Annotated in this window: 22 protein-coding genes; 7 read left to right on the forward strand and 15 right to left on the reverse strand. The window is 65.3% G+C overall.

Annotated elements, in window-relative coordinates; all coding sequences use genetic code 11:
• The first annotated feature begins 189 nt into the window (after positions 1-189).
• A complete protein-coding gene (locus C8N34_RS10550; protein WP_108128849.1) occupies positions 190-555 on the forward strand; it encodes an ArsR/SmtB family transcription factor in 366 nt (121 codons plus the stop codon).
• 177 nt (positions 556-732) lie between these two features.
• Here the strand turns inward: C8N34_RS10550 and C8N34_RS10555 are convergent, their stop codons facing one another.
• Positions 733-2,241, reverse strand: coding sequence for a malonate--CoA ligase (locus tag C8N34_RS10555; protein ID WP_108128850.1), 1,509 nt, complete (start codon positions 2,239-2,241; stop codon positions 733-735).
• A gap of 184 nt (positions 2,242-2,425) precedes the next feature.
• Here C8N34_RS10555 and C8N34_RS26350 point away from each other — a divergent pair, with 184 nt between their 5' ends.
• Positions 2,426-2,593, forward strand: coding sequence for a hypothetical protein (locus C8N34_RS26350; protein WP_158640674.1), 168 nt, complete (start codon positions 2,426-2,428; stop codon positions 2,591-2,593).
• Here C8N34_RS26350 and C8N34_RS10560 read toward each other — a convergent pair.
• The 12 genes from C8N34_RS10560 to ffh form a co-directional block, all read right to left on the reverse strand.
• On the reverse strand, positions 2,562-3,371 hold the full coding sequence (locus tag C8N34_RS10560) for a division plane positioning ATPase MipZ (protein ID WP_054300840.1): 810 nt from the start codon (positions 3,369-3,371) through the stop codon (positions 2,562-2,564). The two genes, C8N34_RS26350 and C8N34_RS10560, sit on opposite strands and share 32 nt — an antisense overlap.
• A 219-nt stretch (positions 3,372-3,590) precedes the next feature.
• Complete coding sequence (gene rpmE / locus C8N34_RS10565; protein ID WP_054300841.1) at positions 3,591-3,812, reverse strand: 50S ribosomal protein L31; 222 nt, start codon at positions 3,810-3,812, stop codon at positions 3,591-3,593.
• A gap of 11 nt (positions 3,813-3,823) precedes the next feature.
• Entirely contained in the window at positions 3,824-4,198 is a 375-nt protein-coding gene (gene rplS / locus C8N34_RS10570) for a 50S ribosomal protein L19 (RefSeq protein WP_054300842.1), read from the reverse strand.
• Positions 4,199-4,453: 255 nt separating this feature from the next.
• Positions 4,454-5,272 carry a tRNA (guanosine(37)-N1)-methyltransferase TrmD gene (gene trmD, locus C8N34_RS10575; protein WP_082400619.1) on the reverse strand — a complete coding sequence of 273 codons (819 nt, stop codon included), beginning with the start codon at positions 5,270-5,272 and terminating at the stop codon, positions 4,454-4,456.
• 42 nt (positions 5,273-5,314) lie between these two features.
• On the reverse strand, positions 5,315-6,154 hold the full coding sequence (locus C8N34_RS10580) for a sulfotransferase (RefSeq protein WP_108128851.1): 840 nt from the start codon (positions 6,152-6,154) through the stop codon (positions 5,315-5,317).
• On the reverse strand, positions 6,126-7,034 hold the full coding sequence (locus tag C8N34_RS10585; protein ID WP_108128852.1) for a hypothetical protein: 909 nt from the start codon (positions 7,032-7,034) through the stop codon (positions 6,126-6,128). The genes C8N34_RS10580 and C8N34_RS10585 overlap by 29 nt, the downstream gene beginning before the upstream one ends.
• A gap of 96 nt (positions 7,035-7,130) precedes the next feature.
• Positions 7,131-7,643 carry a ribosome maturation factor RimM gene (rimM, locus tag C8N34_RS10590; protein ID WP_108128853.1) on the reverse strand — a complete coding sequence of 171 codons (513 nt, stop codon included), beginning with the start codon at positions 7,641-7,643 and terminating at the stop codon, positions 7,131-7,133.
• 1 nt (position 7,644) lies between these two features.
• Positions 7,645-8,277 (reverse strand): 5,6-dimethylbenzimidazole synthase, encoded by a 633-nt coding sequence (gene bluB / locus C8N34_RS10595; protein WP_108128854.1) that lies wholly within the window; start codon positions 8,275-8,277, stop codon positions 7,645-7,647.
• 10 nt (positions 8,278-8,287) lie between these two features.
• Positions 8,288-8,641 carry a 30S ribosomal protein S16 gene (gene rpsP / locus C8N34_RS10600; protein ID WP_054300847.1) on the reverse strand — a complete coding sequence of 118 codons (354 nt, stop codon included), beginning with the start codon at positions 8,639-8,641 and terminating at the stop codon, positions 8,288-8,290.
• Between the two features lie 57 nt (positions 8,642-8,698).
• Entirely contained in the window at positions 8,699-8,998 is a 300-nt protein-coding gene (locus tag C8N34_RS10605) for a chorismate mutase (protein WP_054300848.1), read from the reverse strand.
• Complete coding sequence (locus C8N34_RS10610; protein WP_054300849.1) at positions 8,995-9,549, reverse strand: GNAT family N-acetyltransferase; 555 nt, start codon at positions 9,547-9,549, stop codon at positions 8,995-8,997. The genes C8N34_RS10605 and C8N34_RS10610 overlap by 4 nt, the downstream gene beginning before the upstream one ends.
• A 52-nt stretch (positions 9,550-9,601) precedes the next feature.
• Positions 9,602-11,104 carry a signal recognition particle protein gene (gene ffh / locus C8N34_RS10615; RefSeq protein WP_108128855.1) on the reverse strand — a complete coding sequence of 501 codons (1,503 nt, stop codon included), beginning with the start codon at positions 11,102-11,104 and terminating at the stop codon, positions 9,602-9,604.
• Positions 11,105-11,492: 388 nt separating this feature from the next.
• Between ffh and C8N34_RS10620 the strand changes: the two genes are divergently transcribed.
• From C8N34_RS10620 to C8N34_RS10630, 3 genes are all read left to right on the forward strand, one after another.
• On the forward strand, positions 11,493-12,374 hold the full coding sequence (locus C8N34_RS10620) for a LysR family transcriptional regulator (protein WP_054300851.1): 882 nt from the start codon (positions 11,493-11,495) through the stop codon (positions 12,372-12,374).
• Positions 12,371-13,279, forward strand: coding sequence for an EamA family transporter (locus C8N34_RS10625; RefSeq protein WP_108128856.1), 909 nt, complete (start codon positions 12,371-12,373; stop codon positions 13,277-13,279). Before C8N34_RS10620 ends, C8N34_RS10625 begins: the two co-directional genes overlap by 4 nt.
• Before the next feature lie 103 nt (positions 13,280-13,382).
• Positions 13,383-14,408 (forward strand): LLM class flavin-dependent oxidoreductase, encoded by a 1,026-nt coding sequence (locus tag C8N34_RS10630; RefSeq protein ID WP_054300853.1) that lies wholly within the window; start codon positions 13,383-13,385, stop codon positions 14,406-14,408.
• A 52-nt stretch (positions 14,409-14,460) separates the two neighbouring features.
• Here the strand turns inward: C8N34_RS10630 and C8N34_RS10635 are convergent, their stop codons facing one another.
• Positions 14,461-15,309, reverse strand: coding sequence for a LysR family transcriptional regulator (locus tag C8N34_RS10635; RefSeq protein WP_054300891.1), 849 nt, complete (start codon positions 15,307-15,309; stop codon positions 14,461-14,463).
• 118 nt (positions 15,310-15,427) lie between these two features.
• On the opposite strand from C8N34_RS10635, the gene C8N34_RS10640 reads away from it, so the two are divergent.
• Together C8N34_RS10640 and C8N34_RS10645 are read left to right on the forward strand one after the other, a co-directional pair.
• The gene (locus C8N34_RS10640; RefSeq protein WP_054300854.1) at positions 15,428-15,646 is read left to right on the forward strand and encodes a YjiS-like domain-containing protein; all 219 of its coding nucleotides are present in this window, start codon (positions 15,428-15,430) and stop codon (positions 15,644-15,646) included.
• A 119-nt stretch (positions 15,647-15,765) separates the two neighbouring features.
• On the forward strand, positions 15,766-16,545 hold the full coding sequence (locus C8N34_RS10645) for a Bax inhibitor-1/YccA family protein (RefSeq protein WP_054300855.1): 780 nt from the start codon (positions 15,766-15,768) through the stop codon (positions 16,543-16,545).
• A 20-nt stretch (positions 16,546-16,565) separates the two neighbouring features.
• On the opposite strand, the gene C8N34_RS10650 is transcribed toward C8N34_RS10645, so the two are convergent.
• Positions 16,566-17,108, reverse strand: coding sequence for a P-loop NTPase family protein (locus C8N34_RS10650; RefSeq protein WP_054300856.1), 543 nt, complete (start codon positions 17,106-17,108; stop codon positions 16,566-16,568).
• Positions 17,109-17,165: the final 57 nt, after the last annotated feature.

Genomic DNA, 17,165 nt, shown 5'->3' on the forward strand with positions numbered 1-17,165 from the left:
AACAGTCGGCGCGAACCTACGCAGAGGCGGGCATTGAGTCAAGCAACACCGCACCCATCAACTCATTGATAAAGAATGATTTTGCAAAATCATTCAGGCCCCGCCGAGGCCGTTTGCGCTCTCACGGCGGCGTGAGACATATTCAACCCCGCAGTTGACGATCACGCGCCCCTCCGCCAAGGATGCGCCATGACCGACCCTCTGTCGCCCATCTTCTCGGCCCTCGCCGACCCGACGCGCCGCGCCATTCTCGGCATGCTGCTGGAGGATGACATGGCCGTCACCGACGTGGCGGAACCCTTCGCCATGTCGCTGGCCGCCATCTCGAAACATCTTCAGGTGCTGGCGGATGCCGGGCTGATCAGCCGCGAGAAACGCGGCCGCGTGATCTGGTGCAAGCTGGAACCCGACGCCATGCGCACTGCCTCGGTCTGGATGCAGGGCTTCGGCCAGTTCGAACCCGTGGATCTGGATGCGCTGGAACGCTTTCTGGAAACCGAGCTGCGTGATGTGGCCCCTGCCCCGCCGGATCAAGGGACGTCCGAAGTTGATTGAGTATTTTTACAAGAAGCAGGACACATCGGTCTGCTCTTGCTTCTTGCCCAAATACTCAAAAGCCTCAAGCGATGCCGCGCGAAGACCGAAGGGTGGCGAAACCTGTCAGCCTCCCATGGCAATGCCGAATGACGATGGCCCCAAAGGGGCCTGAGGAGGGCGGCGCACGTTTGCGGGTCAGGCTGTGAACCAGCCGCTATACTGGTCGCGCAGCAGGTTCTTCTGCACCTTGCCCATGGTGTTGCGCGGCAGGGCCTCGACCACGACAGCGGCTTTCGGCTGCTTGAAGCGCGCCAGACGGTCGCGGATGGCCGCAAGTGCGGTCTCGACCTCCAGCACCGCCCCCTTCTGCAGCACAAGGACCGCAAAGACCGCCTCGCCGAAATCCGGGTGCGGCAGGCCGATCACCGCGCTTTCCAGCACACCCGGCACCTCGTCGAGCAGCAACTCCACCTCTTTCGGATAGATGTTGAACCCGCCCGAGATCACCAGATCCTTGGCGCGGCCGACGATGGTGACATAGCCGTCCGCGCCCTGCACGCCCAGATCGCCAGTGATGAACCAGCCATCCTCACGCAATTCCTCGCGGGTTTTCTCGGGCATCTGCCAATAGCCCTTGAAGACGTTGGGGCCGCGCACCTCAAGCGTGCCGACCTCGCCGCGCGGCACTTCAACTCCGTCCGCCATCACCCGCAGTTCCACCCCCGGCAGTGGCAGGCCGACGGTGCCGGCGCGGCGCTCGCCCTCATAGGGGTTCGAGGTGTTCATGTTGGTCTCGGTCATGCCATAGCGTTCAAGGATCCGATGGCCGGTGCGGGCTTCGAAGTCGCGGTGCGTTTCCGCCAGCAGCGGGGCGGAGCCCGAGATGAACAGGCGGAAATGCCCGACGAGATCGCGGGTGAAGCGCGGATCATCCAGCAGGCGGGTGTAGAAAGTCGGCACCCCCATCATGGTGGTTGCTTGTGGAAGCAGACGGATCACGGCCTCCTGATCGAAACCGGGCAGGAAGATCATCTTGCCGCCAGTCAGCAGGACAAGGTTAGAAGCCACGAACAGCCCGTGCGTGTGGAAGATCGGCAGCGCATGCAGCAGCACATCCTCAGCCGTGAAACGCCAGAGGTCGCGCAGCACTTTGGCGTTGGACAGCAGGTTGAGATGCGTCAGCATCGCGCCTTTCGATCGGCCTGTGGTGCCCGAGGTATAAAGGAAGGCGGCCAGATCCTCGGGACCACGATCCACGGGGGCGATGGTTTGGGGCTGTCCGGCCGCGTGGTCCGTCAGGCTACCGCTGCCATCCGCGTTGAGGGTCAGCACCGTCGCGCCGTGGCGCGCCGCGACCGGCGCAAGCGCTGCCTCTTTCGTGCCGTCACACAGAAAGACCGCAGGCGTCGCATTGCCAAGGAAATAATCAACTTCATCAGGGGTATAGGCTGTATTCAGCGGGAGGAACACCGCCCCCAGCGCCACTGCCGCGCCATAGACCGCCAAAGCCTCGGGGCTTTTGGCAATCTGCACTGCAATCCTGTCACCAGTTCCCAGACCGGCCGCACGCAGGGCATGGGCCTGCTGCGCCACCATTGCCAGAAACGCGTGACCTGTGATCTGGCGCCCGTCCGGCAAGATCAGAAAAGCGTCGTAACGATCCGCAAGCGGCGCGAAAAGGGCATCGAACAGCGTGTTTGGCATGGGCACCTCCGTCACCTTCCTGCCATGCGGCAGGCGCTGCCTCAAGGCTGTGGAGCGGATTGGGTCCGGTTCGGAAACGGTCCGTTTAACCCAATCTTGTGATTTTGCCGGGGCGGAGCGGCTTGCTGCCGCAATTTTGCCGCGAGTGCCCCTGAGGCTCAGGGCAACCAGAAAGGAGGATCACATGAGCTTCGTCACCCGCATGATCCAGATGTTCCGCAAGACGCCCGCGACGCAAGAGGCCACGATGGATGACCTTTTCGATATCCGCATCCGCAAGATGCAGGGCCGCCAGCGCCTTGCGCCGCGCGCCACCCCGTTCAGAAATTCACGGCTACATTCGGCAGCCTGAGTTCGGCCACCAGATCGCGCAATTCCTGCCGGGCCGCGATGTTCGACAGGTTCAACTGCTCGACCCCGGTATCCTTGAGGTCCAGCAGGGTCAGCCCGCGCGGAAAAAGTTCGCGGAAGATCACGCGTTCGGTAAAGCCAGGCGCCACGCGAAAGCCGATACGGCGCGAAAGATCGGTCAGCGCCGCACCAACCTTCTTCTTGTTGTGCATCTGTTGCGCGCCCAGACGGTTGCGCAGCACGATCCAGTCGATCGGCTTCAACCCGGCCTGCGCCCGAAGCTGACGTGCGTTCCACACCATCTCGGCATAGATTGACGGCCCCTTCACCTTGTTGGTTTCCGGGTCGATCCGCGCCAGCAGGTCGAAATCCACGAAGGAATCGTTCAGCGGCGTGATGAGCGTATCGGCCAGGCTGTGCGCGACCTGGCTCAGCCGGGTATGCGAGCCGGGACAGTCAATGATGATGAAATCACTGATCGGTTCCAGCGCCGAAACCGCGACAGACAGCCGGTGGTCATAGGTATTCTCGCCCGGCGCAAGGGTTTCGGCATCGGCCTCGGGCAGTTCGCGGTAATCCGGTGTGGGCAGGTCCACCCCGTTCGCCGCCATCCAGGCGCGGCGGTTCTCGACATATCGGCCAAAGCTGCGCTGCCGCAGATCAAGATCCAGCGCGCCGACGCGATGACCCATCCGCGCAAGGGCCGTGGCGATATGCATGCAGGTGGTCGATTTGCCCGAGCCACCCTTTTCATTGCCCACAACGATAATATGCGCCATGGCCCGCTACCCTTCCGCTGGTCTGTGTGGCGGCCTTCATAAGGCCTGTCCCCGCCAGAGGGAAGCGGGAAGCCGCCGATGTGACACGCTGCGCGCGAATCCTGCAAGACAGACACCATGTCACCGGGCGAGTTGCCCGATGACGGGGCACTCTGATGACCGGCAAAGAAAAAGGCGCATCCGAAGATGCGCCTTTTCCGAAATTCGCAGAGACGTGGATCAGAAACCCAGGCCCGCGTATTTGTTCTTGAACTTCGACACACGGCCGCCGGTGTCCATCAGCTTGGCGGTCTGGCCGGTCCAGGCCGGGTGCGAAAGCGGGTCGATGTCCAGCGCCATCGTGTCGCCTTCCTTGCCCCAGGTGGTGCGGGTGCGGAAGGTGGTGCCGTCGGTCATCTTCACTTCGATGAAGTGATAGTCGGGGTGGATGCCCTGTTTCATGGCGCCAATCCTCACTCAGCTTTTTCTTTGTAGTTGGTGACTTCGGCGATACGGGCCGATTTGCCGCGACGCGAACGCAGGTAGTAGAGCTTCGCACGGCGCACACGGCCACGACGCACCACCTCGATCGAGTCGATGTTCGTCGAATAGAGCGGGAACACACGTTCCACGCCTTCACCGAACGAGATCTTGCGAACGGTGAACGAGGCCGAGATGGTCATGCCGCCCTTGCGGCCGATGCAGACGCCTTCATAGTTCTGCACACGCGACCGGGTGCCTTCGGTCACTTTGTAGCCGACGCGGATGGTGTCGCCGGCTTTGAAATCCGGGATCTTCTTACCGAGGGCAGCAATCTGCTCGGCTTCAAGCTGCGCGATCAGGTTCATGCGCAAGTCCTTTCGTTGCTTGCGGTTGTTCCGCAAAGGTGATGCCGTGTCAGAGCTCCTGGCCTTCGATCGGGTCCCCGCGCATCCGCGCAAGCCCGCCGGAGATGAACCGACGCATTTTGTGCCGCCCCTGTAGCCGAAACCCGGTGAAGAAGCCGGGCCTGTGGCAAAGGGAATCGGGTCCGGCGGGCATTTCGCCCCCGGACTGCGCGCGTATAGGGGGAAGGCGTGATCCGGTCAAGGGCAGCGGGGGGCTCAGCCGCCCTTCTTCGCCTGATGTGCGGCCCACAGATCGGGGCGGCGCGCGGCGGTCAGTTTCTCGGCCTCGGCCCGGCGCCATTTCGCAATCTCGCCATGATGGCCGGATTGCAGCACCGCCGGGATTTCGTGCCCTTCCCAGACCGTCGGGCGCGTGTATTGCGGGTGTTCCAGCAGCCCGTCGGCAAAACTTTCCTCCTCGGTGGAGGCCATGTTGCCCAGAACACCGGGAATCAGCCGGACGGTGGCGTCGATCATCGCCTGCGCAGCGATCTCGCCCCCGGTCATCACGAAATCGCCAAGGCTGATTTCCTCGATGCCATAGGCGTCAATCACGCGCTGGTCCACGCCCTCGAACCGACCACAAAGCAGGGTCAGCCCCTCGGTCGCGGCCCATTCATGCGCCTTGGCCTGGGTGAACGGTCGCCCGCGCGGGCTCAGGAAGACGATGGGCCAGCGGGCACGGTCGCGCGGTGCGCCCTGCATCGCCTGATCGAGCGCCCGCGCCACCACATCGGCGCGCAGCACCATGCCCGCCCCGCCCCCGGCCGGGGTGTCATCGACGTTGCGGTGCCTGCCCTCGCCAAACGGCCGCAGGTCGATTGTTTCCAGCGACCACAGCCCCATATCCAGCGCCTTGCCTGTCAGCGACAGGCCCAGCGTGCCGGGGAAGGCATCGGGGAACAGCGTCACGATCTTTGCGCACCATGCCCCTTTCACCCGCTGCGGCGCCATCAGGTCGCGCGGTTGCAGGCTGGCCGAGATGCTCAGCCGGCCATGGCTTTTCGGCTTCGGGGGGATGGTCGGTTCGCTCATGCCCCCGCTTTTAGGGCAAAGCCTGTGCGGCGCAAAGGGGCGTTACAGCGGCAGGCCCGCGCGAAACTGCGCCAGAAGCGCATCTTTCGCCGCCTGCCGGTCCGCCCGCGGCATCGTCTGCCGGTTCAGCGCGACGAAGGCCGCCACCAGTTGGGCCGGGGCGCCGCGATTGGCGGCAGGCACGGGCGCAAGATGCGCGCGCAGATCCGCTCCCAGCCCCGCCGCATCATAGATTGCCTCCACCGGGCCAAGGCGCCGCTGTGCCTGCTCTTCCAGCGGGGCTGCATGGACGGGTGCGCCAGTCGCACGGGCCACGGCCTCCAGCACCGGGCCTGTGCGCACCGCGCCCGCCATGCGATCCGCGAAAGCGGTGGCATCCTCCAGCATCGTGTGCCGCTTGGCCTGCTGCCAGTGGAGCGAGGCCAGCCAGGCCCCCGGCGCGCGCGTCCCCAGCACGACGCGCAGATCGGCGCCGGGAAAGGCTGCGCGCAGACCCCGCGCAAGCTCGGCCAGCAGGCGGGGCGCGGCCCCGTAATCCGTGATACCGAAATCGCCGGGCATATGCCCCGCCAGATCCTCGCTCGACACGATCAGCCCCTGCCCCGCCGCCAGATCGAGGCCGCCGAGCCATTGCGCCAGCGCCTGACGGTAAAGCCGCATCGCCATCGGGCGCCGCTCCGCCGACCACAGACGCGCTGCCCGGGTCAGCGTTCGGAAGGCCGGGCCGCGCGGCAGTTGAAGCGCGAAGACGGGGGCCAGCGCCTCCCGATGCGCAGCCAGCGCGGCCTGAACCGATGTCGTGCCGGTCTTGTGAAATCCGGCATGGATCACCACCACCCGGTTGCCCGCAGGATCAGCCTGCCCGGACGACACCGCGACCATCGCCGTTCAGCGGCGCGAGCCGCAGGTTGAGCGCGGCAAGCGCGCGCAGGGTCCGGGCCGCCTCGGGACCGGACCGCGCCGCGACGGCCTCAAGCGCCGCTGCATTGGGGCAATCGCCCCAGACATCGACATTCTGCTGCAACAGCGCGGAACAGCGGGTGGCGAACAGTATCAGCAACGCGTCATCGCCTGCCGCGATCTGCAAAGCCCTGACCGGCGCCGCCTGCCCGGCGCAAAGCTCTGCCCCATGGGCATCGGTGGCCTGAAGGATGAAGGCCTGCCGCAGATGGCGCGGGGCCTCCGGGGCCTGGCCCCGCTCCCACAGGGCGCGCAGCAGAAGATCCGGCGGCAGATGCGGCGCCAGCGCGGCCAGATGCGCCTCGATCTGGCCAAGGGCGGTTTCCGCCGGAAGATCGGCCAGGGGTTGCGTCATGCGAAAGGCCAGATCCGGGTCGCACGGCAGGGAGGCACCGCTGTCGCCCGCTGTCGGCCAAGCGTCAGGCGAGGCGCTGCGCGGCCCGGGCGTCCAGATCAGCCGCGCCAGCGGTATCGCAAGGAAGGACAGACCCACCGGCAACATCACGGGGATCTGCGGGGTGCTGCCCATGACACCGCCGATGCCCCGGCCCAGCCCGAACAGCAGGGCAACCAGCAGCACCTGCACCACCAGACGCCCACCCGCGTTCAGCAGGCTGTCCGGCGCCCGCCATTCCGCGCCACCGCGCGGCCAGTCCGCCGGGTTCATCACAAACAGCCAAAGCGCGAAGATCAGGGTGAATGCGGGCACGACCCGCCAGCCAAACCCGCCCAGACCTGCCAGCAGCGGCCCGAAATACATCAGCCCGTTGGCAAACTGCAAAAACCGCAGGCGGTTGGTCATTCCGGTGCCCCCTGACGTGGCTTCATGCCCTTCTTGACGCACAGATTGCGCCGACTTCCCCTGCACGTCCAGCCTGATACGAGGGGCCTCAGCCCCTTACGCCTGCTCCTCCGGCGGATCGACCACCAGAATCCCGGCGGCAAGATCCACGGTCGGCACATTCGCCTGCGTGAACGGCAGCAAGAGACCCTGTTTCAGACCCGGCCCGGAGATTTCCAGAAAATCGCCCGCGCCATGGTTATGCACCGCCCGCACCCGGCCCAACACCGCGCCGCCGGTATCCTGCACCGTCAGCCCGACCAGATCGGCATAATAGAACTCGTCATCCGGCAGCTTCGGAAGGCAGGATTTGTCGGCGTAAAGATGTACACCCTTCAGCGCGTCGGCCTCTTCCTTGGTGGCCACGCCTGACAGCCGCGCGCCCAGCCCGCCCGCCAGGGGCCGGGTCAGGCGCAGCTTGAAGCTGCGGCTGCCATCCTCGGTATAGAGCGGGCCATAATCGGCGATGGCGGCGGGTGCGGCGCAGAAACTTTTCAGCCGCACCTCGCCCTGCACCCCGAACGCGCCCGCGATGGCGCCCACACAGATCCGGTCAGCAGCGTCGGACATCTCAGCGTCTCTCCATGATCAGCGCGGGCGCGCGGGCTTCCCAGCCTGCCCGTTCCAGCTCGGGGGTGTCGTCGGTCTTTTCGGGCCAGCCGAGGCAGAGATAGGCGATGAAGCGCCAGCCCGCCGGCACGGCCAGATCGCGGGTCAGCCGGTCGGGATCGAGAATCGAGACCCAGCCGAGGCCAAGCCCCTCGGCCCGGGCCACCAGCCAGAACAGGCTGATCGCCCCCACCACCGACCAGGCACGGGTTTCAGCCATGGTTCCGGCCCCGAGACCCGCGCCCTTGGCGGTTTCCTCGTCGCAGAATACGGCCAGATGCACCGGCGCCTCGCGCATGCCCGACAGTTTCAGCCGGGCATAAAGCGCCGCCTTGTCGCCATCGTAGGCTGACAGCGCATCCGCATTGGTGCATTCGAAATTGTCAATCGCCGCCGCGCGCGCGGCCTCGCTTTCCACCCGGATCAGGCGCCAGGGTTCGGAAAGTCCAACCGAGGGGGCAAGCGCAAAAGCGCGAAGGCAGCGGTCAAGCACCGCTGCCTCCACAGGATCGGTGCGAAAACGGCGCACATCGCGCCGCCAGCGCATCAGATCCAGAAGCTCTGCCCGGAACTCCGGGCCATAGCTGCCCTGCATGGGCGGCCGATCACTCTTCCGCCGGGGCGGCGTTGCGGGCGGCTTTCTTCGCGGCGCGTTCCTGCGCGGCCTTGCCAGGCACGGCTGCCTTCGGGTTGTTGCGCACGGTTTTCGCCTTCAGGCCAGCGGCTTCGAGGAAACGCGCCACGCGGTCGGTCGGCTGCGCGCCCTGACCCAGCCAGTATTGCACGCGCTCGACATCCATCTTCACGCGGTCTTCGCTGTCCTTGGCCAGCAGCGGGTTGTAGGTGCCCAGCTTCTCGATGAAGCGGCCATCGCGCGGCATGCGCGAGTCCGACGCGACGATGGCGTAGTGCGGACGTTTTTTCGAGCCGCCACGGGCCAGACGGATTTTCATGGACATAGGTTTTCTCCTTCAAGTCCGGTTTGACGGGCGCATCAGCCCCCGCCGGGATGGGTGTTACTTTTGCAGTTGCTCGTGATGCCTGATGACTTCGGAAATGATGAAGTTCAGGAATTTCCGGGCGAATTCCGGGTCGAGATCCGCCTCTTGCGACAGCCGTTCCAGCCGCTCGATCTGCCGCGCCTCGCGCGTGGGGTCCGAAGGCGGCAGCGCATGCTCGGCCTTCAGACGTCCCACCGCCTGAGTATGTTTGAACCGCTCGGCCAGCGTATAGACCAGGATCGCGTCCAGCCGGTCGATCGATTCACGATGTTCCTTCAGCACGGCGGCGGCCCGGGTCGCTGCGTCGGTCGTCATGCGTAAGCCTCCATTCCGCCATCGCTCAGCGTATCGGGCGCCGGGTGACGCCAGATGCCGCTTTCGCCGAATTGTTCATGCACGAATGTGCCGTCGGGCTCGCAGCCCATGCGCCGCGCCAGCGCCTGCGACCGCGTGTTGTTCGCGGCAATCAGGCTGATGACCGTGGGCCAGCCCAGAACGCCATAGACATATCCACGCGCGGCCAGTGCCGCCTCATATGCCAGGCCCTTGCCCTCTGCCTCCGTCGCCCAGACCGACCAGCCGATCTCCGGCTCGGGCCAACCCTCGGGGAACCATGGCCCACACATGCCCAGCGGTGCACCGCTGGCGCGGTCGGTGAAGATGAACATGCCGTAACCGCGATGGACCCAATGCCCGGTCATATGACCAAAGGCCCGCCAGGCCAGCGCCCGGCTGATCGGCCCGCCGATATGGACAGAGCGGTCAGAGGCCATGAACTCCGCAAGAGCCTCGAAATCCGAGGTGACCGGCGCGCGCAGGATCAGCCGTTCGGTTTCCAGCACCGGGGTGGGGCCATAGCTCAGCACGGCAGCCCCCTGCCCCAACGGGTCGCCCTAATGATATGGACGCGACTCCGGCTCATTTCTTCTTCATCAGCCCCGACAGGCCCGAAGGCAGGCCCATGCCACGCGGCAAGCCCGGCATACCACCCCCAAGGCCCGGCATGCCCGATTTCATCGCCCGCGCCGCTTCCTCAAGCTGCGCCGGGTCCATGTTCTTCAGGTCCGGCATGCCGCCGCCCTTGCCCATCATGGCCTTGGCGACCTGCTTCATCATGCCGCCCTTACCCATTTTCTTCATCATATCAGCCATCTGCTTGTGCTGCTTCAGCAGACGGTTCAGCTCAGCCACTTCAAGCCCCGCCCCTTGGGCGATGCGCTTCTTGCGGCTGGCCTGAAGAAGGTCCGGGTTTGCCCGTTCCCTCTTGGTCATCGAATTGATCAGCGCGATCTGGCGGCGCAGCATGCGGTCGTCGAAGCCCGCATCCTCGGCCATCTTGGCGGCCTTGCCCATGCCGGGCAGCATACCCATGACGCCCTGCATCCCGCCCATCTTGAGCATCTGATCCAGCTGCATCTTCAGGTCGTTCATATTGAACAGACCCTTGGCAAAGCGCTTGGCCATGCGTTCGGCCTGCTCGGCCTCGAAGGTCTCGCGCGCTTTCTCGACCAGCGCCACGATGTCGCCCATGCCGAGAATACGACCAGCCACACGCTCAGGCTCAAAGGCGTCCAGCGCGTCCATCTTCTCGCCCAGACCGACAAAGCGGATGGGCTTGCCGGTCACCGCGCGCATCGACAGCGCGGCACCGCCACGGCCATCGCCATCCATCCGGGTCAGCACGACACCGGAGATGCCGACCTTGCCGTCAAACTCGGTCGCCACATTCACCGCGTCCTGCCCGGTCAGACCATCGACCACCAACAGGGTTTCGCGGGGTTGGGCGATGTCGCGCACCGCCTGAACCTCGTCCATCAGCACTTCGTCGATGTGCAGACGGCCCGCGGTATCAAGGAACAGCACATCATAGCCGCCCAGATTGGCCTGGGTCTTCGCCCGTTTGGCGATCTGCACCGCCGACTCGCCCTTGACGATCGGCAGGCTGTCGACGCCGATCTGCCCGGCGAGGATCTGAAGCTGCTCCATCGCGGCGGGGCGCTGCGTGTCGAGCGAGGCCAGCAGAACCTTCTTGCCGTTCTTTTCCTTCAGCCGCTTGGCCAGCTTCGCGGTCGTCGTGGTCTTGCCCGAGCCTTGCAGACCCACCATCAGGATGGTCGCGGGCGGGTTGTCGATCTTCAGCGCATCGGCGGCGCCATCACCCGACAGCACGCGCACCAGCTCGTCATGGACGATCTTCACCACCTGCTGACCCGGCGTCACCGATTTGGTAACCGACTGCCCGGTGGCCTTGGCCTTGACCGCCTTCACGAAGTCGCGGGCGACCGGCAACGAGACGTCGGCCTCCAGCAGCGCCACCCGCACCTCGCGCAGCGCGGTTTCCACATCCGCCTCGGACAGCGCGCCCTGACGGGTCAGCCGCTCGAACACACCTCCAAGGCGTTCCGACAGGTTCTCGAACATCGCGCGCCCTCCTTGGCCGTTGCGGTTCTGCCGGATATGGGTCCGGCGGCGGATGAAGCAAAGCCCAAGGGCACCCGTGGGCGCAACGCGCTGACGGATGGCGATCCCGGCTCATGCCATGGGACCGGAAGCGACGAGCCTCCGGGGAATTGGACCTGCCTCTAGGCCAAACCACACCCTGAGTCAACACAGAGCCCCCTTTTACCCTGGTCCCAATATCCCCGCCGGAGGCACGCCGCGCCGGACCGGTGCAGCCGGACGGCAAGACAAAGCCGTGCGGCCGCCAGGCCGCGCCGCCTGAAAACCGCCCGGAGCCGCTCTCATGCCGGTGCCCCTTGCCGCCGCGGCCCCAGCCGCTAATCTCGCACCGAACAGCAGGAGCCCGCGCATGGAAAACTGGGATGAGGTCCGCACCGCCTTTCAGGTCGCCCGGCTGGGCACCGTCTCGGGCGCGGCCGAGGTGCTGGGCGTGCACCATGCGACCGTGATCCGCCATATCGACGCACTGGAAAAGCGGCTGGGAACCCGGCTGTTCCAGCGCCACGCGCGCGGCTACACCCCGACCGAAGCCGGGCGCGACCTGCTTTCGGTTGCGCAGGCCACTGAGGAACAGTTCAGCCAGCTCGCCTCACGCATCAAGGGTCAGGGCGAAACCGTGACCGGAGAGCTGGTGGTCACCTCGATCACCGGCCTCGCCTCGCTGCTGACGCCGGTCATGGTGTCGTTCCAGAAGACGCATCCGGGGCTGATCGTGCGCTACCTCACCGACATGCGGCTGTTCCGGCTGGACTACGGCGAGGCGCATGTTGCGATCCGCGCGGGCGCCATCCCGGAAGAGCCCGACAATGTGGTGCAACCCCTGCTGCGGATGCGCACCGGGCTTTACGCGGCGCGCAGCTATGTCGAGCAGCATGGCCACCCCCGAAGCCCGGATGAATTTGCCGGACATCTGTTCATCGGGGCTGACAGCAATCTCAGCCGCGCGCCCTTCCACCGCTGGCTGCACGATACGGTGCAACCCGAACAGATCAGCTATCGTGCAACGGACAGCGCCGCACTGGAAGCAGCACTGCGCGAGGGCGCGGGCATCGGCTTCCTGTCGCATTACATTGCCGCCCGTGACCCCGGTCTGGTCGAGATCATGGCGCCGCGCGATGAATGGGCCGCCCCGCTGTGGCTGGTGACCCATGTGGATCTGCATCGCACCGTGAAAGTACAAAGCTTCCTGTCACATCTGAAAGCCGCTGCCGCAAGCTGGGCCGACGTATGACATCGGCGGGGTTGAGCGCATTGAGCCCGGGCCAGCGCGGACATCTGGCGATGCTGGGATTTTCAGCGCTGGTTGCCGGGTCGTTTTCGCTGGGCGCGATGGCAGCCCCCCATATCGCCCCCGCCGCGCTGACCGTGCCGCGGTTCGCGCTGGCTGGCGCGCTGGTGGGGATTGCGGCACATCTGACCACCGGCATTCCGCGCCGCGCCTTCGTGGCCCCCTGGCGCTACCTGATTCTCGGTGCGCTTCTGGCCGCCTATTTCGTGCTGATGTTCGAAGGGCTGCGCACGGCCGCCGCCGTTCCGGCCGCTGCCGTCTTTACCCTGACACCGCTGATGGCGGCAGGCTTTGGCTGGATGTTGCTGCGCCAGCGCACGACCCCACGCATGGCGCTGGCGCTGGCCATCGGGGCCGCCGGGGCTGTCTGGGTGATTTTCCGGGGCGATCCGGCCGCCCTGATGCAGATGCATGTCGGGCGCGGCGAGGCCATCTATTTCATCGGCTGCATCGCCCATGCGCTTTATGCCCCGATGATCCGCCGCCTGAACCGGGGCGAACCCGCCGTGGTCTTTACCTTCGGCATGATGCTGGCGGGCTTCGGCTTGCTATGCCTTTACGGCTGGCGTGACGTACTGGACACAGACTGGGCCGCGCTGCCCGCGATAGTGTGGATCTGCCTTGTCTATGTCGCGGTCGCCGCCAGCGCCGCCACCTTCGTTCTGCTCCAATACGCAACCCTGCGCCTGCCATCCGCCAAGGTCATGGCCTATACCTATCTTGTGCCAAGCTGGGTGCTGATCTGGGAGATCGCGCTGGGGCACGAGGTGCCGCCCGCCATCGTGCTGGGGGGCGTGGCGCTGACGATCATCGCGCTTCTTCTGCTGCTGAAGGACGAGGAAGGCTGAACCTTCTGTGCAAAGCAAGCGGCTGACTGTGCCCCCATGCAGGGCGACATTGACCGCCCGGCTGCTTACCTTGGCGGCAACGTGAAGGAACAGGAGGCAGACCATGGAATTCGGTCTCGATACTTTCGGTGACGTGACCCGTCGCCCCGATGGCAGCCTGAAGGCGCAGGACGAGGTGCTGCGCGATGTGGTGGCCGAGGCGGTCCTTGCCGATCAGGCGGGCGTTGATGTCATCGCCCTGGGGGAACATCACCGCGACGATTTCGCCATTTCCGCGCCCGAGATCCTGCTGGCCAATATCGCCGCCCGGACAAGCCGCATCCGGCTGGCAACCGGGGTCACGGTTCTGTCGACCGACGATCCGATCCGGCTTTACCAGCGCTTCTCGACGCTCAATGCCCTGTCCGGCGGTCGGGGCGAGGTCATCCTCGGCCGGGGATCGTTCACCGAAAGCTATCCGCTGTTCGGCCAGGACCTGCATGATTACGAGATGCTGTTCGAGGAAAAGCTGGACCTGTTCGCCGCCGTCAACAAGGGCGGCCCGGTGAACTGGAAAGGTCGTCACCGTGCGCCGGTGAAAGTTGGCGCGGTCTATCCTCCGGCCGGGCCGCAGGGCATCGCGGCCTGGATCGGCGTGGGCGGCAGCCCGGAATCGGTCGTCCGGGCGGTCCGCTATGACATGCCGATGATGCTGGCCATCATTGGGGGTGACGCGCGCCGCTTCCGCCCCTTCGTCGACCTTTACCATGACGCCTATGCGCAGATCGGCGGCACGGCAAAACCTCTGGGCGTGCATTCGCCCGGCCTGATCGCCGATACCGACGAGGCCGCCCGCGAGATCGCCTATATCGGCTACAAGGCGCTGCATGACCGGCTGGGCCGCGAACGTGGCTGGTCGCCGATCACAAAGGCTGCCTTCCTGCACGAGGTCGAACAGGGCAGCCAGTATGTCGGCAGCCCGGAAACCGTGGCGCGCAAGATCGCCGGGACGGTGAAGGCGCTGGGGCTGAACCGCTTCAGTCTGAAGTATTCGGCAGGCACGACCCCGCACGAAGACCTGATGCGCTCGGTCGAGCTTTACGGCACCCGCGTCATCCCTCTGGTGCGCGGGATGCTGGCGGAAGGCTGATCGGGAAAAGCGGGAAAGCCGGTGCGATCCCGGCTTTCCTTTTGTCCGGCGTTCAGCCGCAATAGGCCAGCCGCAGTTCCGCCATCAGCGCCTCCACCGCTTCGCCGCGCGCGGTCGGAGCGGCATAGAGGCAGACCGAAAGACTCCCCAGATCCGGCAACCCCTGCCCCGAAACCTCGACCGTGCCATCCGGCCAGCGGCCGCGAAGCCGGGCACTGACCGCCAGATCGGCAGCAACCAGCGCCTCAGCCGCCTGCTCGCTGTCGCCCTCGAAGGCAAGCTCCCACGGGATACCTGCCGCATCCAGCGCCGCCTGCGCAGTCGGGCGGAAGATGCAGGTATCCTTGAACCCCAGCCGCAACGGGCGCTGGCTGGCCGCCGTGCCGCCGTCGGCACCGATCCAGACCAGTTCCTGCCGCGACAGAACCTCGCCCCCCGGCCCGGGCCGATCCTCGGTCGTCAGCATCACATCCACCTCGCCCTTGTCGAAGGCAGTGCGCAGCAGCGTGGTGAAAGACGAGGAGAGGTTGATCCGCAGCCGGGGATATTGCCCCGACAGCCGCTTAAGAATGCCGGGGATCGCGGGATAGACGATGTCATGCGGGACACCCAGCCGGATCTGGCCCTCGAACGCATCCGAGGCCAGGCGTGCCGTCGCCTCGTCATTCAGATCCAGCATCCGGCGCGCAAAGCCCAGCAGCTGCATCCCTTCGGGCGTAAGGCTCAGCTTGCGGGCGGCACGCTGGAACAGCGATATGCCCAGGCTTTCCTCCAGCCGCTTGATCTGCATGGAAACCGCGCTTTGCGTCAGGTTCAGCAGGCCCGCCGCCCGCGTCACACCGCCCGCATCTGAAACAGCAACGAAAGCACGCAGCGCCGTAAGGTCGAGATTTCGCGGCATATCACGATCCTTGATATGATTCCCAACGATCATTCGTTTCCATGAAGATGCCAGATCCCGCATGATCCATCAAGAGATCTGATTCATCTTGCCACTTGCATCAGGAAGGAAACTGAAAATGGCACAATCACAAAGCCTCCGCCGCGCCCGGCCCGCCCCGCGCCAACCCTTGCTGCGCCGTCTGTTCGCGCTTGCCCTGCTGTCGCGCCAGCGCCGGGCGCTGGCCCGTCTGGATGCCGCATTGCTGAAGGATATCGGCCTGACGCAGGACGAGGCGGCGGAAGAGGCCCGGCGGGCCATCTGGGACGTTCCGGCGCACTGGCGGCATCCGCTGTGAAACCGGCATGGTTTTCACTGCGAAGCGCTTGAAATCATGTGTGACACTTCCGATATTTGCGGCATAAGGCGCGGCTGGCAGCAATCGGCCGTGCCCCGATGTAACAACCGGAGGCACTCATGGCTGAATACGATACCATCCGAACCGTCGGCGCAGGCGCAAGCGCCGCGCGGATCGACCAAGGGCTTCGCGCCCATATGAACAAGGTCTATGGCCTGATGTCGGTGGCAATGCTGATCACCGGCGCGGCTGCCTGGGCCATTGCGGGTCTTGCTGTCACCACCGATCCCGCTGCGGGTGTCGCGCAGATCGGCGCCGGCGAGTATCTGACCAATTTCGGCGCTCTGCTTTACACCTCGCCGCTGAAATGGGTGGTGATGTTCCTGCCGCTCGTCATGGTCTTTGCCTTCAGCGCCCTGATCAATCGCCTGTCGGCCCCGGCCGCGCAGCTGTTCTTCTACGTCTACGCCGTGGCGATGGGCGTCTCGCTCAGCTCGATCTTCCTCGTGTTCACGGGCACGTCGATCGCGACCACCTTCCTGATCACCGCGATCGCTTTCGCGAGCCTCAGCATCTACGGCTATGTGACCAAGCGCGACCTGAGCGGCATGGGCACCTTCCTGATGATGGGTCTGATCGGGCTGTTTGTCGCGATGATCGTCAACATGTTCGTGGGTTCCGACGCGCTGCAATTCGCCATTTCGGTGATTGGCGTGCTGATCTTCGCGGGCCTGACGGCATACGACACGCAGAACATCAAGAACACCTACATCCAGCACGCCCAGTATGGCGATCAGGAATGGCTGGCGAAATCGGCGATCATGGGGGCACTGAACCTCTACCTCGACTTCATCAACCTGTTCATGTTCCTGCTGCAATTCCTCGGCAACCGCGAATAAGCGGCCCGACGGCACGGCAATCAGGGCCGGGGGAAACCCCGGCCCTTTTCATTGGCGACCTCTTGCAGAAACGCCGTGACGGCCCGGCGGCCTTGCAGATGACGGACTCGTTTGCCCGCCGGAGCCGAAGCAACCAGCCGCGCCATAGCCGCGCGGGAACTGCGACGGGTGCGCCAGATGAAGCCCAGGAACTCCGGCAGGTTCGCAAGCCGTTCAGGGCATCCTTCGGGCAGGTCGGGGCGGTTGCGCCCCAGACCCATCAGCGTGCGGCGCAGGACACGCCAAAGCCGCAGCCACAGCGGCATATCAATCCAGATCAGCGTATCCGCCCGGTCCAGCCTGTTGGCCCATGTTGCCGAATGCCCGCCTTCGAAGATCCAGCGCGGCTGCGCCTCGACCTCTTGGCACAAGCGGGTCTTTTCCTCGCGTGTCCGCTCCTGCCAGCCGGAGCACCAGTGAATCAGGTCGATATGCACTACAGGCAACCCGGTCAGCCCACCAAGCTGGCGCGCCAGAACGGATTTCCCGGCGCCGGGCTGGCCGACAATCATCACGCGCTGCATCACACCCACCCCGCAAAAGCAAAAACCGCGCCGAAAGGCGCGGTTTCGATCCAGAAA

Origin of the sequence: Gemmobacter caeni (assembly GCF_003054195.1) — a bacterium.
Classification (GTDB): domain Bacteria; phylum Pseudomonadota; class Alphaproteobacteria; order Rhodobacterales; family Rhodobacteraceae; genus Gemmobacter; species Gemmobacter caeni.

Bases quoted from the DNA above. Each gene is read 5' to 3' on its own strand.
- C8N34_RS10550 (WP_108128849.1), top strand. From the start codon at position 190: ATGACCGACCCTCTGTCGCCCATCTTCTCGGCCCTCGCCGACCCGACG.
- C8N34_RS10555 (WP_108128850.1), bottom strand. From the start codon at position 2,241: ATGCCAAACACGCTGTTCGATGCCCTTTTCGCGCCGCTTGCGGATCGT.
- C8N34_RS26350 (WP_158640674.1), top strand. From the start codon at position 2,426: ATGAGCTTCGTCACCCGCATGATCCAGATGTTCCGCAAGACGCCCGCG.
- C8N34_RS10560 (WP_054300840.1), bottom strand. From the start codon at position 3,371: ATGGCGCATATTATCGTTGTGGGCAATGAAAAGGGTGGCTCGGGCAAA.
- rpmE (WP_054300841.1), bottom strand. From the start codon at position 3,812: ATGAAACAGGGCATCCACCCCGACTATCACTTCATCGAAGTGAAGATG.
- rplS (WP_054300842.1), bottom strand. From the start codon at position 4,198: ATGAACCTGATCGCGCAGCTTGAAGCCGAGCAGATTGCTGCCCTCGGT.
- trmD (WP_082400619.1), bottom strand. From the start codon at position 5,272: ATGAGCGAACCGACCATCCCCCCGAAGCCGAAAAGCCATGGCCGGCTG.
- C8N34_RS10580 (WP_108128851.1), bottom strand. From the start codon at position 6,154: ATGGTCGCGGTGTCGTCCGGGCAGGCTGATCCTGCGGGCAACCGGGTG.
- C8N34_RS10585 (WP_108128852.1), bottom strand. From the start codon at position 7,034: ATGACCAACCGCCTGCGGTTTTTGCAGTTTGCCAACGGGCTGATGTAT.
- rimM (WP_108128853.1), bottom strand. From the start codon at position 7,643: ATGTCCGACGCTGCTGACCGGATCTGTGTGGGCGCCATCGCGGGCGCG.
- bluB (WP_108128854.1), bottom strand. From the start codon at position 8,277: ATGCAGGGCAGCTATGGCCCGGAGTTCCGGGCAGAGCTTCTGGATCTG.
- rpsP (WP_054300847.1), bottom strand. From the start codon at position 8,641: ATGTCCATGAAAATCCGTCTGGCCCGTGGCGGCTCGAAAAAACGTCCG.
- C8N34_RS10605 (WP_054300848.1), bottom strand. From the start codon at position 8,998: ATGACGACCGACGCAGCGACCCGGGCCGCCGCCGTGCTGAAGGAACAT.
- ffh (WP_108128855.1), bottom strand. From the start codon at position 11,104: ATGTTCGAGAACCTGTCGGAACGCCTTGGAGGTGTGTTCGAGCGGCTG.
- C8N34_RS10620 (WP_054300851.1), top strand. From the start codon at position 11,493: ATGGAAAACTGGGATGAGGTCCGCACCGCCTTTCAGGTCGCCCGGCTG.
- C8N34_RS10625 (WP_108128856.1), top strand. From the start codon at position 12,371: ATGACATCGGCGGGGTTGAGCGCATTGAGCCCGGGCCAGCGCGGACAT.
- C8N34_RS10630 (WP_054300853.1), top strand. From the start codon at position 13,383: ATGGAATTCGGTCTCGATACTTTCGGTGACGTGACCCGTCGCCCCGAT.
- C8N34_RS10635 (WP_054300891.1), bottom strand. From the start codon at position 15,309: ATGCCGCGAAATCTCGACCTTACGGCGCTGCGTGCTTTCGTTGCTGTT.
- C8N34_RS10640 (WP_054300854.1), top strand. From the start codon at position 15,428: ATGGCACAATCACAAAGCCTCCGCCGCGCCCGGCCCGCCCCGCGCCAA.
- C8N34_RS10645 (WP_054300855.1), top strand. From the start codon at position 15,766: ATGGCTGAATACGATACCATCCGAACCGTCGGCGCAGGCGCAAGCGCC.
- C8N34_RS10650 (WP_054300856.1), bottom strand. From the start codon at position 17,108: ATGCAGCGCGTGATGATTGTCGGCCAGCCCGGCGCCGGGAAATCCGTT.